13 protein-coding genes and 1 pseudogene are annotated in these 16,492 nt (G+C 64.3%); 5 read left to right on the forward strand and 9 right to left on the reverse strand.

Annotation, left to right across the window (positions count from 1 at the left end):
- Positions 1-21: 21 nt before the first annotated feature.
- From FAZ98_RS08685 to FAZ98_RS08725, 9 genes and pseudogenes are all read right to left on the reverse strand, one after another.
- Positions 22-258: pseudogene (locus FAZ98_RS08685) on the reverse strand (hypothetical protein); the annotation flags it as partial.
- A 44-nt stretch (positions 259-302) separates the two neighbouring features.
- The gene (locus tag FAZ98_RS08690; protein ID WP_158950669.1) at positions 303-1,103 is read right to left on the reverse strand and encodes a bestrophin-like domain; all 801 of its coding nucleotides are present in this window, start codon (positions 1,101-1,103) and stop codon (positions 303-305) included.
- Positions 1,100-3,337 (reverse strand): cation:proton antiporter, encoded by a 2,238-nt coding sequence (locus FAZ98_RS08695; protein WP_158950671.1) that lies wholly within the window; start codon positions 3,335-3,337, stop codon positions 1,100-1,102. The genes FAZ98_RS08690 and FAZ98_RS08695 overlap by 4 nt, the downstream gene beginning before the upstream one ends.
- A gap of 18 nt (positions 3,338-3,355) precedes the next feature.
- Entirely contained in the window at positions 3,356-3,943 is a 588-nt protein-coding gene (locus FAZ98_RS08700; protein ID WP_158950673.1) for a LutC/YkgG family protein, read from the reverse strand.
- Positions 3,936-5,324, reverse strand: a complete 1,389-nt coding sequence (locus tag FAZ98_RS08705) for a lactate utilization protein B (protein WP_158950675.1) — start codon at positions 5,322-5,324, stop codon at positions 3,936-3,938. Before FAZ98_RS08705 ends, FAZ98_RS08700 begins: the two co-directional genes overlap by 8 nt.
- Positions 5,321-6,064 carry a (Fe-S)-binding protein gene (locus FAZ98_RS08710; protein WP_158950677.1) on the reverse strand — a complete coding sequence of 248 codons (744 nt, stop codon included), beginning with the start codon at positions 6,062-6,064 and terminating at the stop codon, positions 5,321-5,323. Before FAZ98_RS08710 ends, FAZ98_RS08705 begins: the two co-directional genes overlap by 4 nt.
- Before the next feature lie 158 nt (positions 6,065-6,222).
- Positions 6,223-7,437 carry a porin gene (locus tag FAZ98_RS08715; protein WP_158950679.1) on the reverse strand — a complete coding sequence of 405 codons (1,215 nt, stop codon included), beginning with the start codon at positions 7,435-7,437 and terminating at the stop codon, positions 6,223-6,225.
- A 154-nt stretch (positions 7,438-7,591) separates the two neighbouring features.
- Positions 7,592-9,043, reverse strand: coding sequence for an APC family permease (locus FAZ98_RS08720; RefSeq protein WP_158950681.1), 1,452 nt, complete (start codon positions 9,041-9,043; stop codon positions 7,592-7,594).
- A 307-nt stretch (positions 9,044-9,350) separates the two neighbouring features.
- Positions 9,351-10,367 (reverse strand): AraC family transcriptional regulator ligand-binding domain-containing protein, encoded by a 1,017-nt coding sequence (locus FAZ98_RS08725; RefSeq protein ID WP_158950684.1) that lies wholly within the window; start codon positions 10,365-10,367, stop codon positions 9,351-9,353.
- 192 nt (positions 10,368-10,559) lie between these two features.
- On the opposite strand from FAZ98_RS08725, the gene FAZ98_RS08730 reads away from it, so the two are divergent.
- The 5 genes from FAZ98_RS08730 (at position 10,560) to crcB (ending at position 16,434) form a co-directional block, all read left to right on the forward strand.
- Positions 10,560-12,542: a primary-amine oxidase gene (locus tag FAZ98_RS08730; RefSeq protein ID WP_158950685.1), complete on the forward strand. Its 1,983-nt coding sequence runs from the start codon at positions 10,560-10,562 to the stop codon at positions 12,540-12,542.
- A 7-nt stretch (positions 12,543-12,549) separates the two neighbouring features.
- Entirely contained in the window at positions 12,550-13,515 is a 966-nt protein-coding gene (locus tag FAZ98_RS08735) for a hypothetical protein (protein ID WP_158950688.1), read from the forward strand.
- A 43-nt stretch (positions 13,516-13,558) separates the two neighbouring features.
- Positions 13,559-15,037, forward strand: a complete 1,479-nt coding sequence (gene styD, locus FAZ98_RS08740) for a phenylacetaldehyde dehydrogenase StyD (protein ID WP_158950690.1) — start codon at positions 13,559-13,561, stop codon at positions 15,035-15,037.
- A 140-nt stretch (positions 15,038-15,177) separates the two neighbouring features.
- Positions 15,178-15,933, forward strand: a complete 756-nt coding sequence (locus FAZ98_RS08745; protein WP_158950692.1) for an SDR family oxidoreductase — start codon at positions 15,178-15,180, stop codon at positions 15,931-15,933.
- A gap of 120 nt (positions 15,934-16,053) precedes the next feature.
- On the forward strand, positions 16,054-16,434 hold the full coding sequence (gene crcB / locus FAZ98_RS08750; RefSeq protein WP_158950694.1) for a fluoride efflux transporter CrcB: 381 nt from the start codon (positions 16,054-16,056) through the stop codon (positions 16,432-16,434).
- The last annotated feature ends 58 nt before the right edge of the window (positions 16,435-16,492 follow it).

A 16,492-nucleotide genomic window follows, 5' to 3' on the forward strand; every position in this document is an offset into this window, starting at 1 on the left:
GGCCTGAGTTTCATCGGGCGCACTCGCGAGGTTGTATTCGGCCCGCACCTGCGCGAGCACGCGTTCGATACTCGCCTCGAAACCCGCCGCATTGCCGAAGTGGCGCATCGTCCAGTTGCAGCCGTCCCGCCCGGGCGTTTGCCATTGCGGGCGTGGCACGCCGATCTTCACGCCGTCTTCCACCACTTCCTGAAGCTTGTGCAAACGGCGCTGTACTTCCGCCTGCAGGCGCGAGGCATTGAGCGTCTTGCGCAACATCGCCAATCTCCTTTGTCGTCACGGCCCGCGAGTCTAGCGCATCGCTACGGCCGGTTCATGTGCGCGAGCGCGTCGCGCATCGCGCCGCTCGGCACGATCAGTTGCCCGCTGAACGGCGTGTCGAGATCGACGATCACATACACCGCCGAGGAAATCGACACCGTGCCGAGCACGATCAGCACCGTCGCGAGCGCGTTGTGCGGCGACACCAGACCGAAGCTCAGAAAGATCAGGATCAGCCAGAGCACGAGCATCGTGAAGAACGGACCCGAGATCGTGCCCGGCGCCTCTTCGATAATGCGCCAGCGCGTGTCGGTGACGCGCGCGAACAACTGCGCGAGCGTGCTGGCCGTGGACTGATGAAACGCGTCGCGCGGTGCGAGGTGATTGATCTGCTCGCCCACCGAATCCAGCAGCGCGCCCAGCGGGACGCTTTCCAGATGGTCGTTGCTGACGTTGGGATCGCGCGGATAGTAATTGCCAGGCGGCGGCGCTTCGTGAGTCCAGGTGGAGGCGATCGCGCCCGCCGTGTAGGCGCGCAGCAGCGTGCGCGCGGTCGCGCCTTCAGGGCCGTAATCGCGCAAGCGCTGATCGAGCTGAATCAGATCGGCGGCGTACGCGCGCATGTCGTTGGCCGCGGTGTCGAAGCTGGTTTTCGCCGATGCGGTCAGCAGGCTCAACACGAGCGCCGCGAACGTCACGAGCATGCCGATCACCAGTTGCACGAGCTGCACCGTTTCGTGCTTGCGATGTTCCTCGGGCAATAGCGGGCGCAGCAGCAAACCGAGTCCCGTGCCGCCCAGCAGCAGCACGAACACGAGCACCGCCGAACCCACTTCCATCATGACGGTGTCCTCGGTACCTGCGTTGCGGCGGCGGCGTCGCTCTGCGCGGATGGCGAATCGTCGAATCCGGCGGGCGCGTCGTGCAGCGCGTCGTGCAGCAGTTCGTGCGGTGCTTCGTGAGGGACTTCATGCACCGCGCTCTCCTCGAACGGCACGATATCCAGATGCGCGCGCGGCACCGCGAGCTTCCAGGCGCCGTCCATCTCGCGCCGGATCGCATCGAAAATCTCCTTCGAAATGGACCGGTCCTCGTACATCGCGGCCACGCGTTCGCGCCCTTCGCGCAACGCGTAGAGCAGCAGCATGCGGCGCTCGAGCACGCCGGCCGCCTGCCCGAAGCACGCGCGCACTTCGGCGAGACCGCGTTCGACGGCGTCGATACGGCCCTTCAGCACGGTCGTGAGCAGCTTCGCCATGCGCTCGCCGAGCAGCGGCGTAATGCTCGTTTCGTTAAAGACGATCAGCTGGTGCAGCACCACACGACGACACATCAGGAGTTCGAAACGATCGGCGAGCGCGACGCCGTAAGGCTGCCGAATGCGCAGCCAGCGGTATAGCCAACGCGCGATGCGCATTTCCGGCGTTTGCGCGAGAATTTTCGCGGCCGCGCGCTGATAGCCGATGCGCCCTTTCAGGCGCGCTTCCTCCATCATGACTTCGGTGTTCTGCATCATCGCGTCGAGGTTGCGAATCGTGATGATGCCGCTGCCGTACTGCGGAATCAGTTCGCGCTCCTTGCTCGCGAGCGTCACGAGACCGATGACGAGCCGCTCGCGCTCCGAAAGCGCCGCTTCGATATCGAACGCGGTCTTGCCCATGTCGATGCTGTGCCGGAAGGTGTGACACGCGTCGTCGGCGATCGCATCGGCAATATGAAACGTGCGTGCCGCCATGTGCACGCGCTCGGAGACACCGATCGACGAAAGCTGCACCGCCTGCTGCTGCAGCGCCTGCTCCTGCGGCGAGAGCAGGTCGAGATGCAGACGCCGGATCAGCAGCTTCAACGACGTGCCGTTGACGACGAGGCTCACGAGCACGAAGCCGGTTGCGAGGATCGCCACGAAACGCCGCGTGGATTCGGGCAGCGCCGTTTCCTGCGCAAGCCCGAGCGCGAGCACGAGCGTGACCGCGCCGCGCAAACCGCCCCACGCGATCACGAGCTTGTAGGCGGCGCTCACGGGCTCGGTGAGACGCAGGCGGCTCAACAGCGGCAGCATGCCGAACACGACCACGAGCCGCGCGACGAGTGCCGCCACCACGACCACGGCGAGCGCGACCAGGTCGATCCAGTGCGCGTTGCGCAGCGTGCCCGGAATCTGCATGGCGGCGAGCAGAAAGATGGCCGCGCCCGCCATGGCCGCGACCTGCTCCCAGATGAGTTGCAGATGCTGCCAGTTCACTGGCGAAAGACGCGTGCGCCCTAGTCCGCTGATGACGAGCCCCGCCGCGACCACGGCCACGACGCCCGAGACGTGCAGCGTGTGATCGGCGAACAGAAAGAGCGGGTACGGCAGCGCGAAACTCAGCGACACCTCGGCCTTGCCCTCGCCGCCGAGCGCAGGCACGAGCCACGCGAACGCGCGGCCCGCCAGCGCGCCCACGAACAGGCCGCCGCCCAGCGCGATGCCGAGCGAACGCAACGCCGCGCCGAGGGACGCGTGGCTTGCCGCGTCGCCGGAAAACGAGGCGATCAGCACGCCCGCGATGGCGATCGCCGCGGCGTCGTTCAACAGGCTCTCCCCTTCCACGAGTCGCACGAGCCGCTCGGGCGCGCCCACTTCGCGAAACACGGCGAGCACGGCCGAAGGATCGGTGGTCGCGATCATCGCGCCGAGCAGCAGGCCGTCGGCGAGTGGACCGAGTCCCGTCAAGCGGATGGCGCCGCCCACCATGGCCGTGGCGACGAACACCGCCACCACCGCGAGCAACAGAATGGGCGCGGCGTCGCCGAGCATCTCGCGCACGTTCACGCTGAGCGCCGCCTGGAACAGGAGCGGCGGCAGAAAGATCCAGAGATACGCCTCGGGCGGCAGGCGCGGCGCGAGCGCCGGGGTGACGAAACTCTGCGCGAGCGCGGGCCACGCCTCGCCGCTCACGAGATAGATGCCGCCGAGCGCGAAGCCCCACGCGGCGAGCAGCACCGACTCCGAGATCGCCCAGCGCAGGCTCGCGGCCTGCACGAACGCGATGCTCGCCAGCAAGAAACCGCTCAGGAGAAGAAGGTGGATGACCATCGTGGGTCGCCGTGAGCGTCAGGGTTGCGCCAGCCACACCAGGGTGAGCGACCGCACGCCTTGCGCGCCCTGGATCAGCACGCCTTCGATATCGGCGGTGGCGGACGGGCCGGTCACGAGCACCGCATAACGCGCGTGGCGAAAGTCGTCACGCCGATACGCGTCCTGCAAACCGGCCACGAGTTGCGCGGGATCGAGCAAGACCACGAGATGCTGCACGAGATAGCCGAGCGCATTGACGACGTACTCGTCTTCGCTGAACCACAGGGAGCCCGTCTCCGCCACGCCGAAACGCGCCCGCACGACACCTACGTCGACGTTTTCGAGCGACGCGGGCAGCGTGTTCGCGTCGATCGCGCGCGTGCCCGCGACTTCGGGCGTGGCCGACGCCACACTGGCCTCGCCGCCGAAGCGTTCGAGGATGAGCGTGTGCACGTCGGCGGCGTGCTGGACCTGCGCTTCGCGGCCGCCCATCAGCTTGAGTGCGGTCACGAAGCGTTCGCGCAGATCGCCCGCGGGCGATTCGAATAGCGGCACCTCGGGCAAGGCTTCGGGTGCGGGTTGCGCGGCGCGAATACGCGCGAGAAAGGTCTCGCGATTAGCCACGGCCCTCTCCTTTGCGATGCTTGCGATACCACGCGTTGAAGGTGGCCGAAGGCGCTTGCGGCAAATCGCGCTGCCGGCCCCAGATATTGAGCGGGTTGTAGAGCATGAAGTTGGGCAAGCGCCGCAACGCCCCTTCGACCGAGGCCACGGCACCGCGATAAAGCGTCGGACTCCCGAGCAATCGCCCTGCCATCCTGATAACCTCCTGCTTCACGAACGGCACTTCGTGCTGGGCCGCGATCACCCGGCGCCACGCATAAATCTGCTCGTGGATGTTGATCTTCACGGGGCACACGTTCGAGCAACTGCCGTTGAGCGTGGACGCGAACGGCAAGCCGCTGAAGCGCTTGAGATCGAAGGTCGGGTTGATGATCGCGCCAATCGGTCCCGCGTAGGTGCTGCCGTACGAAAGACCGCCGCTGCGTCGGTACACGGGGCAGGTATTCATGCACGCGCCGCAGCGGATGCATTTGAGCGACGACCAGAAGTCCGGCATGGCCAGCCGCTCGGAACGGCCGTTATCGACGAGCACGAAGTGCATTTCCGCGCCCGGACGCGGCGCGCGAAAATGCGAGGTGTATTGCGTGATCGGCGAGCCGAGCGCGCTACGCGAGAGCATGCGCACGAACACGCCGAGATCCGAGACCCGCGGAATGAGTTTTTCGATGCCCAGCGACACGATATGCAAAGGCGGCACGTTGGCGGAAAGATCCGCGTTGCCCTCGTTCGTGCAGACCACCACGGTGCCCGTTTCGGCCACCGCGAAATTGCAGCCCGTCATGCCCGCCGTCCGGTCACGCACGAACCAGGGCCGCGTATTCATGCGCTGGCTCTCGGCGAGGTAGTGAATGTCGTTGTTGTGCGGGTCGGTGCCGATCGTGCGGCCGAACACCGTGGCCACGTCGTCGCGCAACTTGTGAACGGCGGGCACGACGATATGGCTGGGCGGCTCGCTGTCGAGTTGCTGAATACGTTCGCCGAGGTCGGTTTCCATGACCGCCACGCCGCGCATCTCCAGATACGCGCGCAACTCGCATTCGTCGGTGAGCATCGACTTGCTCTTCACGAGCGCCGTCATGCCGCGCTCGCTCAGGATGCGATGCACGATCGTGTTGTGCTCGTCGGCGGTATCGGCGAAATGCACCTGTACGCCATTCGCTTGCGCCTCACGCGTGAATTGATCCAGATAGTCGGCGAGATGCGAAAGCGTATGGGCCTTGATCTGCGAAGCGAGCGCGCGCAGCGTTTCCCATTCGGGAATGGCGTGCGCCTGCGCGTCGCGTTTGGAACGCAAATCCCATAGGCGTTTGTCGTGAAAGGCAACGTGCTCGGGATGCGAAAGAAACTCACCGGCGAGTTTGGCGTGTTCGACCCGTTTCATTCGCGCGCCCCGTTGAGGACCTGCGCGATATGGATGAAACGCACTTCGGCATTCATGCGCTCCGCGCAGCCCTGCTGGTGCATGAGACACGACATGTCGCCGGAAACGATGTACTGCGCGCCGGCGCCCACGTGGTCGATGACCTTGTCCTGCCCCATGCGCACCGAGACGGCTTCTTCCGTCACCGCGAACGTGCCGCCGAAGCCGCAGCATTCGTCGGGACGCGCGGGCTTGACGAATTCGATGCCTTTCACGTTTTCGAGCAACGCGAGCGGCTTGGAAAACGGCGTGCCCGCTATTTCGGAAACGGAGGCTTCGTGCAGGTGGCGCAACGCACTGCAGCTATTGTGCAAACCCACTCGCCAGGGGAATTCGGCCCACGGAAAATCGCGCGCCCCGAGTACGTCGTGGAGAAACTCCACCAGTTCATACACGCTGCGACGGGTCTTGCGGACCTCTTCGGTTTGCTCGATAGCGTCGAAATGATCGCGCACGTGATTCACGCAACTCGCGGAAGGTCCGACGATATAGTCGTAACCCGCGAAGGCCCGCGCGAAGACGCGCTCCGCGCCGGCCGCCTCCGACTGCGCGCCGCTATTGGCCATGGGTTGGCCGCAGCAGGTTTGTTCGAGCGGATAGTCGACTTCGCAGCCGAGCCGCTCGAGCAACTCGAGCGTGGCAATGCCGACTTCGGGGTAGAACGCGTCGATGAAGCAAGGGACGAACAAGGCGACTTTCATGCGCGGGCTCACACGAAAAGCGAACCCGAACATTCTACTGCCGAACCGCGCGGGCGTCGCGTGGGCGTGCATGGCCACGCGCGCCCGGTCGCGAGCACGCCGCGCCGCGTCCCTTCAGGTCGAGTCAAGCCGAGTCACGCCATCGCTTCGTGCGTGAATCAAAAGTTATGGCGAATACCCGCCATGACCGCGAGTTGCTTGTCGGTATCCGAATTCACGAGGTTCGGAATTTGCGCGAGATTGCGCGTGCCGCCGCCCGCCGCGTCAATACCCAGGCCCGCACCCGACGACTTTTGTCCGATTGCCACGGCATAGAGCGCCGTGCGTTTCGACAGGTTGTACACGGTGCCCAGGTTGATTTGATGCACGCGCGTGGACGACTCCCCGCTCGGACGCGCGTCGTTAAAGAGGTACGCGAAGCCGAATTGCCATTCCGGTGAGAATTGCCACGACGTATTCAACTCGGCGATATCGAACGAGATATCCGCGCCCTGGGGTTGTGCCGCGCTCGCGAAATAGAGACTCTGCGAAAGACGCGTGTGAGTGTAAGTGAGTCCCACCGTGAATTTGCCGAATGCGTACGAGCCGCCTGCGCCGTAAATGCGAATGCGTTGCGCGTTCTGGAGTTCGCAGTAGGCGGCGTCGGCATTGGCGCAACCCAGATCGCCGATATAGCCGCTCTCCCCGCCCAGCGCGGCCTGCAAGGGATTGCGCAATTCGAGCACGCCCGCAGAGAAAGACAGCGGCCCATTCGTGTAATTCGCCGCGAGCGACCAGCCGCGGTTCTGCGAGAAGTCGCCCGCCACGCCGCCGAGACTGAACAGGCCGCCTATCGTAAAGCCGCCGAAATTCGGGCTTATGTATTTGATCGAATTGTTGAAGTTGAACGCCTCGTTGAGATTGTCGACATCGCCGAAATGCGAGCCATAGAGCGTTGCCCAATTGTTGCTCGACACATACGCGCCCAGATTGTCGGAGAACGGATCGTACTGGCGGCCCAGCGTGAGCGTGCCGTACCGGCTATTCGCCACGCCCACCCACGCGTTGCGATTGAATAGCGTACCGCTTTGCAACAGCGCGCCGTTCTGCTGAAAGAAGCTGTTTTCCAGCGTGAAATTGACCGTCGTACCCGCGCCGATATCTTCGGAGCCCGTCAGGCCCCACCGTGAAGGCACCAGGTTGCCGCCGCCGAGTTGCCAGTTCGCGTGGCCGCTCGTGGCGCCGCTCGCCGTGGTGCTCTGCTGGTTCGTCGAATAGATCACACCGGCGTCCACGGTGCCGTAGAGCGTGACCGAAGACTGCGCATGCGCGCCCATCGCAAGGGTGCACGAAGCCAGCGCCAGCGCCGCGCGCTTGACGAATTGCTCTGCCATATCGTTGTCTTTTTGAATGAGAGAGATCGCGAAACCGACACGACGAATCGATACAGCAGGCCGATACGGCGAGCGCGACCGGGGCGCGGCACGCGTGACGCGCGGCCGCCCTTGATGAGTCGGATGGCGTGGCGCGAATGACTCGCGCGAAAACTTACTGGCCGAAGCGCGCGTAAATGTCGGGCCGCGTGCGCTTGAGCACGAACGCGAGCGCCACGCCCGCCAGCGCGACGGCGAGCACGACCCAGGGAAACGCGCGCACGATCGGGCTATCGGAGCCGCTGAGCGCGTCGAGATTGCCGATCAGCACGATGCCGATGGCGAGCAGGCCGAAGCCGCCGAGCACGGGTGCGAGCAGCGAGTGCCACACGCGCGTGTCTTTCCTCGTGGCGCGGAAATACGCCGCCACCGAAAAACTCGTCACCGCCTGCAACATGACGATGCCGATCGTGCCGAGCGCCGAGGTCCAGCTGAAGACGATGTTGAACGGATCGCTGCCGGCGGCAACGAACCCTGCCACGGGCACTGCGACGGAAAGCGTTTGCAGATAGCTCGCGAGATACGGCGAACGATATTTCGCATGCAGGCGGTCGAGCGCGGCCGGCAGTATGCCCTCCACGGACAGTGCGTGGATGTAGCGCACGATCGTGTTATGAAACGAGAGCAGACTCGCGAAGATGCTCGAAAGCAGCAGCAAACTCATTGCCGTGGTCACACCGCCGCCCAGGTATTTCGTCGACTGGATGAACCAGAAGTCGCCGGGTTGTTTCGTCGCCACCTCCACGACGTTGCCCACGCCATACGCACACACGATCGCCCACGTGACGAAGGCGAAGAACACGAGGATCAGCGAGACGGAAACGTAAGTGGCACGCGGCACGGTCACTTTTGGATCGCGGCATTCTTTGCCATAAATGGCCGTGGCTTCGAAACCGATGAACGACGCGAGCGCGAACATCACCGCAATGCCCATATGCCCGCTGAATACATGGCGTGGCGCGAACGGTTCGAGCGTCAACCCGTCGGGACCGCCGCGATGCATCACGATCGCCACGCTCAGCAGCAGCAGGATGCCGAGTTCGAGACACATGAGCACGCCGAGCAGACGGCTGTTCAGATCAATGCCGCGAATCCCGGTGAATTGCACGATCGCGATGCAGACGAACGAATACAGGTACCACGGCATCGCGCTATGCAGGAGCGGGCCGAGCACGACGGTGCAGAAGAAACCGAATAACCCGTACAGCGCGATCTGGATGCAGGTGTACGAAAGCAGCGCCACGAGTGCGCCCGCCATGCCGATCGGCCGGCCGAAGCCTGCCGTGATGTACGCATAGAACGCGCCGGCGCGCACGATATGGCGGCTCATCGACGCAAAGCCCACGCTGAACACGAGCAGCACCACGCCCGCGATCACGAAGGCACCCGGAATGCCCGCGCCATTGCCGAGACTGATGGCGGGCGGCACGGCCCCCAGCATGCCCGTGAGCGGCGCCGCCGCCGAGATGACGAGAAACACGATTTGCCATAGCCCGAGCAGGCCGCGCGGGGACGCCACGGCCGCGTCGTCGCCGACGAGGCCAGTGGAAGAATACGGTTCGTTCATCGTTGCCTCTGCTGGTGTCTGTTCTGGGATCGCCATGCGACACGATGAAAGATCGCGTGCCCCTGGCTCGATGAATCGAATTTCGAGATTCGATTGGAGCGCATGGTAGGCAGCTAAAAAAGTTGCCGACTTCGCCCAACGCGCCAAATTCTCGATAAATTGCGCCAAGGGCGGAGCGGGTTTTCACTTAATGCGATTGCGCAGCAGGTGGTTAATTCGGAATGCAGATTAAATTTCCGCACGAGAGAGCATCGTCATTTTGCTCTAAAAATTACTCTTGGCTTTCGACATGCTCGCCGAGAGCGTATTAGCGCGAACGCTTTGCGCCCGCTCTGCCCCAGTTGCGCGTGGCGCGCCAGAGCACGGTGGCATCGGCATAACCCACCGCGCGCGCCACAGCCGCGTTAGTCATGCCCTCCTGCTCGCGCAGCACGGCCACGCTACGTTCGCGCTCCTCGCGAATGATCTCGCGCACCGAGGTGCCCGCCTCCGCGAGATGCCGCTGCAGCGAACGGTCGGAGAGACCGAGATCCCTCGCGATGTCGCCCACCACGAGCTTTTCGCGCGCGAGGCGTCTCGTCACGATATCGCGGACCTGATCGACCAGCGAATGCGGCAGCGTATCGCGCGTGATGAGGTCGGTGGCGTGGCGCTCCATCATGCGCGCCATCTGCACGTCGGCGCTCTTGAGCGGCGCGTCGAGATCGTGCGGATGAAGAATCACGCCGCTCGCGGGCTGCTGAAAGCGTACGGGCACGCGAAAGATGCGCAGGTAGGGCTTGAGATCGGCGGGCGCCGCATGTTCGAAATGCACTTCGGCGGGCAGCCACGCGGCACCGCGCACGAGACGGATCATGTGGCACATGGCCGAGACGCTGTATTCCGCATCCTGGCGGCGCGGCCAGATTTGCGTATGCGCGATGCGGTAACTCCACATCGGCCATTCGTTGTCGCGCACAAGGTCCACGGCCGTGGCGCTCTGCCACGAGCCGAGTGCGTCGGTGAATTTTCGGATCGCGGCCCCCAGCGTGGGCGACGACATGAACACGAGCCCCGCCGGACCGAGTTCGGTGAGTTGCAACTCACTGCCCAAACGCAGACCCAGAAACGGTTCGTCGAGCACTTGCGCCGCGCGTTCGAACGCACCCACATAGCGCCCGAGTGCCACGATTTCATAAGGATTGGACAGCAGCCGGCGAGTGAGTCCGAACTCGGCCAGCAGTGCATCGCAGTCGGCGCCCGCCGCGTCGAGCGCGCGCACGATGGGCCCCATGACGGCACCGCGAATCATTGGAAAACCGCTATTGACAGGCACTCTTTTCATGTCTCGCTCCATTCGCCTGCGCGTATTCACTCATCCTCTCTGGCGCACTCTATCGCCCCTTTGGCGCGTTTTGCAAGCGCGAAATAAATATGGCGTTTCTACGATTAATCATCGACATCGCAAGGATTCGCGCCGCTTTGCTGCCCGCCTCCTCGCGGCGTTGCGCCCTCACGTCACTCTTACGAAACGCATATGAACACGACTCCGAATGCGCATCCGCTCGACCCATTGAGCCTCGCCGAAATGCAACTCGCTTGCGACATCGTGAAAGCCGCCGGGCAGCTCGACGAATATGGGCGCTTTCCTGTTACCGAATTGTGCGAGCCGCCCAAAGCCGAAGTCATTGCGTGGCAACCCGGCGAGTATTTCTCGCGGCGCGCGTTCGTGATCGCCATCGATCGCACCCGCAATCAAACGCTCGAATTCGTCGTGGACCTGCGCGAGAAACAGGTGCAGTCGCGCAAGGCGCTGGCTTTGCAAAGCGCACCGTACGGCCAGCCGCCCGTGATGATCGAGGACTTCATGAATGCCGAACGCATCGTGAAAGAAAACCCCGCGTGGCGCGAAGCCGTGAAGAAGCGCGGCCTGACCGAAGACGATCTCGAACGCGTGCAGGTGGATCCGTTCTCCGCGGGCGCATTCGACCGGCCCAATGAAAATGGCCGGCGCCTCGTGCGCTGCGTGAGTTATTACCGCGAATCGATCACCGACAATGGCTATGCCCACCCCATCGAGGGCGTGGTCGCGGTCGTGGACTTACTCGCCCACAAAGTGATCGAACTCGTCGACGACGGCCGCATCATTCCCATTCCGCGGGCGAAGCACAACTACGACACGCCGAGTCTCGGCGAGCCGCGTAACACCGTGAAACCGCTCTCGATCAGCCAGCCCGAAGGTCCGAGCTTCACGATCGACGGTTGGCAAGTGAGTTGGCAGAACTGGAAATTCCGCGTGGGCTTCACACCGCGCGAAGGCCTCGTGCTGCATCAGATCACCTGGGACGACGGCAAGAACGCGCCACGCCCTATTGTCTATCGCGCGAGCGTCACGGAAATGTGTGTGCCCTATTCCGATCCCACGACGAATCACTACTGGAAAAGTGCCTTCGACGCGGGCGAATACGGGCTCGGCAAACTCGCGAATCAACTCGAACTCGGCTGCGACTGTCTCGGCACGATTCGCTATTTCGACATTCCGTCCGCCGACGACTTCGGCAATAGCTTCGCCATGAAAAATGCCGTGTGCCTGCACGAAGAAGACTACGGCACGCTCTGGAAGCACTACGAATTCCGCACCGGCGTGTTCGAAATGCGCCGCTCGCGCCGCCTCGTGATTTCGTTTTTCGCAACCGTGGGCAACTACGACTACGGCTTCTACTGGTACTTCTATCAGGACGGCACGATCCAGCTCGAATGCAAACTCACTGGCATCGTCCAGACTTCGGCGGTTGCCGCAGGCGACACCTACCCGTGGGGCGGCATGGTCACCGAACATCTCGGCGGTCCGACGCATCAACATTTCTTCAATGCGCGTCTGCACATGATGGTCGACGGCGAGAGGAATTCGGTCACCGAGCACGAGTTCGTGCCGCGTCCGATGGGCGCGGAGAATCCATACGGCAACGTATTCGACACCACCAAACGCGTGCTCAAGACCGAGCAGGAAGCGGCCCGCAATGCCAACGGCCAGACCGGCCGCTTCTGGAAAGTGGTGAATCCCAACGTAAAGAATCGCGTGGGCGCGAACCCAGGCTACAAGCTCATCGTCAACGACTCGCCGCTGATGCTCGCCGATCCGGACTCGAAGGTGCGCCAGCGCGGCGGCTTCGCCACGCATCACGTGTGGGTCACGCCGTACGACACGACGCAGCGCTATGCGAGCGGCGATTGTCCGAACCAGCACGCGGGCGGCGACGGCTTGCCGCGCTATATCGAAGCGAACCGCAGCGTCGAGAACGAGGACATCGTGGTGTGGCACAGCTTCGGTCATACGCACGTGTGCAAGCCCGAGGATTTTCCGGTGATGCCGGTGGAGTACGCGGGCTTCATGCTCAAGCCCAATAACTTCTTCTACGGCAATCCGGCGATGGACCTGCCCGGCGGCCGCGACCCGCATAGCGTGCAGGACGGCGCCAACGCGGGCGATACGGCCTCGTGCTGCCACAAGAAGGCGTGAGCGCGCGATGGCACGCTGCGAGCGCCGCGCTGTGCCGTGGCACGCCTGCGTCGCGTGGTTGGCGATCGCAGGCGGCGCGAGCGCGTTCGCGGCAGGCGTGATGCTCGCGGCGATGCGCTTTGGCACGACGGCAACGGCATACGCGGGCAGCACGTTGGCTTTGCTCGCGATGGCGGCATTACCGGTGCCGCTCTCACGCAGCTTCATGCAGCGAGCGACCGTGCCGGTCGCGACCACGCTGTTGCTTACGATGGCCGCGATGCATGCCGCCACGGCGCTCGCGCGTGAAACGGCCTACCCGCTCCTGATTGGCGGACTGATGATTCTCGTGGCCGGTTGCGCGTTCGCGCCACGCACATCGGTGCATACGCACACACCGCGCGCGAGACGGTCGAATCCGTCGGCCTATGCGCCGGGCTGGTGGCTCGCGCCCGCCTTGCTCGCCGGTGTGTCGAGCGGACTGCTTGCGCGTTTCCAATGGTCCGCGATCTGCGGCAGCGCGAGCGGCGCGTCGTTAGCTCAGGTCGGCTTGTCGCTTGGCATCGTGACGCTCGCGGGATTGGCCATGGAGCGTTTCGATCGTCGGCACGCGCTGCTCATGCTGTTCGTACTGCGCGCCGCATGGCTCGCGGCGCTCACGCTCGACCTCGTCGCCAGTCACGCGGCGATGGCGGCGGCCGCCTTTGCCATGCTCGACGCGCTCACGCTGCCCACGCTGATGCGCCCGTCGCCCACCACCAACACAGCGAACCCGGCTTGCCCCGGCATCGCGCATCACGCGGGCATGCTCGCGGGCGCGGCGCTGGCCACGACCTCGTGGGGCTTCGGTCAAGGTTTCCCCGCCGTGTTCCTGCTCGGCAGCGCGCTGAATCTCGCATGCGCCTTCGCCACATCGCGCCGCGCAATATCGAGCGATCGAGCTTCGGCGTCGCCCACCCGCATGCAGTCCAGCGCGCTCGAATTACAGCAGTAGCGGCAACCCTCATTCGCATCACTAACGAACCCAGGAGACGCAGATGGACCGGCAAGATTTCACGCATACGATCCGCACACAGATGTTCGTCGACGGGCGCTTTCGCGCAAGCGGCAACGGCCGCACGTTCGCCGTGTTCAACCCCGCCACGGGCAACGAGATCGCGCAGATTCCCGACGCCAGCGACGCCGATATCGACGCCGCCGTGAGCGCCGCGCGCCGCGCCTTCGAAGCCGACAGCTGGCGCCGCCTGCCACCCGCCGCGCGCGAACGCTTGCTCCTCAAACTCGCCGATCTCGTCGAGCAGAACGGCGACGAACTCGCCGCGCTCGAAACGCTCAATCAAGGCAAATTGCTGGGCTTTTCGAAGATGCTCGAAGTGGGCGGCAGCGTGCAATGGCTGCGCTACATGGCGGGCTGGGCCACCAAGATCGAAGGCAGCACCGTCGATCTCTCGCTCGCGTTTCCGCCCGGCGTGCGCTACAACGCCTCCACGCGCCGGGTGCCCGCGGGCGTCGTCGCCGCGATCGTGCCGTGGAATTTTCCGCTGCTGATGGCCGTGTGGAAAATCGCGCCCGCGCTCGCGTGCGGCTGCACCGTCGTGCTCAAGCCCGCCGAGGAAACGCCGCTCACCGCGATTCGTCTCGCCGAACTCGCGCACGAAGCCGGCTTCCCGCCGGGCGTGTTCAACGTCGTCACGGGTCAGGGCGAAACGGCGGGCGCGGCGCTGGTGCGCCATCCGCAAATCGACAAGGTGACCTTCACGGGCTCGACCGAAGTGGGCCGCCTCATCGGCAAACAGTGCGCCAACGACCTCAAGCGCGCCTCGCTGGAACTGGGCGGCAAGAGCCCCGTGATCGTGCTCGACGACTGCGATCCGCAACGCGCGATCGAGGGCGCGGCAGGCGCGATCTTCTTCAATCACGGCCAGGTCTGCACCGCGGGTTCGCGCCTGTATCTGCCACGCGCGCGCTATGAGGAGATCGTCGATGGCATTGCGCAAGTGGCACGCGCGACCGTGCTGGGCTCCGGCTTCGACGCCGCCACGCAGATGGGACCGCTCGTTTCCGCGCGCCATCGCGACAAGGTGGCGGGCATGATCGCGCAAGGCCGCGCCGAAGGCGGCGAAATCGTCGCGGGTGGCAACCACGCCGATCGCCCCGGCTTCTTCGTCCCGCCCACCGTGATCGCGAATGCCGCTAACAAACCGCTGACCGTGGTTCGCGAAGAGGTGTTCGGCCCCGTGCTCGTGGCGATGCCCTACGACGACGTGGAAGAAGCCATCGCCGCGGCCAATGCTTCGGAGTACGGATTGGGCGCGAGCGTCTGGACCAATCAGCTCGATCGCGCGTTGCGCGTGGTGGATGCCGTGCAGGCGGGCACCGTGTGGGTCAATACGCACAACATGGTCGATCCGGCCCTGCCCTTCGGCGGCTTCAAGGCGTCGGGCATTGGCCGCGAACACGGGCGTGCCATCATCGATGCTTACACCGAGACGAAATCCGTCTGCATCGCGTATTGAACGGCAACGTGAGCAAAAACGATTGCCAACTTCATTGTTAATCGAAATGGAATAATGAAACCCGGCGGCACGCGATGATCGCGGCCGCCGTTTCGTTCATCATCGACTCCGTTCTCACTCTCTTTGACGGAGCACGAATCATGAACGCAACTACGAATACGGCAGTCAAGCAAGGCGTGGCCATCGTGACGGGTGCATCGCGCGGTATCGGCGCGGCGGTGGCGGAACGTCTCGCGCGCGACGGGTTCGCCGTGGTCGTCAACTATGCGTCGAGCAGCGCGGAAGCCGAAGCGCTGGTCGCGAAGATCGAAGCCGCGGGCGGCCGCGCGATCGCCGTGAAGGCCAACATCGCGAAGGCCGACGAAGTGCGCCAGCTGTTCGCCACCACGCGCGAACGACTCGGCCAGCCGACCGTGCTCGTGAACAACGCGGGCATCATGAAGAACGTGACGATCGCCGCTTCGACCGACGCGATTTACGACGAGACCTTCGACATCAACGTGCGCGGCACGCTCAATACGCTGCGCGAAGCGGCCACGCAACTCGCCGACGGCGGTCGCGTCATCAACTTCTCGACCTCAGTGCTCGCGATCAATCTGCCGGGCTACGCGATCTACACGGCGAGCAAGGCCGCGGTGGAAACCTTCACGCGCGTGTTCGCGCGCGAGTTGCGCGGGCGGCAGATCACCGTCAACGCCGTGGCGCCGGGACCGGTCGCCACAGCGCTGTTCTTCCAGGGCAAGACGGAAGCGCAGATCGAGCAGTCCGCGAAAATGCCGCCACTCGAACGGCTCGGCGAACCCGAGGACATCGCTTCGGTGGTGTCGTTTCTCGCGGGCCCGGACGGCGCATGGGTCAACGCCCAGATCCTGCGCGCGAACGGCGGCTTTGCCTGAGCGCGGCGCGGTTCGCGAGCGCGATGCTACACTCGGCACGACACGCGCGCGGGCGGCCGGACGGCGTAACGTCCACGCCGCGCGCACGACTTTCATTGCGCTCTCAACGAACTCGCGATCATGTATCTGTCCATACTCGCCGTCGGGATTGGCGGCGCGCTCGGCTCGCTGTTGCGCTGGGTTCTCGGTCTGCGTCTGAATGCCGTGATGCCCGCGCTGCCGCTCGGCACGCTCGCCGCCAATGTGATCGCGGGCTATGTGATCGGCGTGGCGGTCGCGTTTTTCGCGCGCATGCCGCAGATCTCGCCGGAATGGCGGCTGTTCGTCATCACCGGTTTGATGGGCGGCCTCTCGACGTTTTCCACCTTCTCCGCCGAAGTGGTTTCGCATTTGCAGCACGGCCGCTTTGGCTGGGCCGCGGGCGAAATCGCCATTCACGTGTGCGCGTCCGTCGTCATGACGATCCTCGGCATCGCCACCGTCTCGGCTTTCATGCGATAAAAAAACGCGTTTCGCACGGTGCGAAACGCGGTTCTTCGTCGGCATAACCTCACTGGCC

The sequence above is a fragment of the Paraburkholderia acidisoli genome (assembly GCF_009789675.1).
GTDB classification, from domain to species: Bacteria; Pseudomonadota; Gammaproteobacteria; order Burkholderiales; family Burkholderiaceae; genus Paraburkholderia; species Paraburkholderia acidisoli.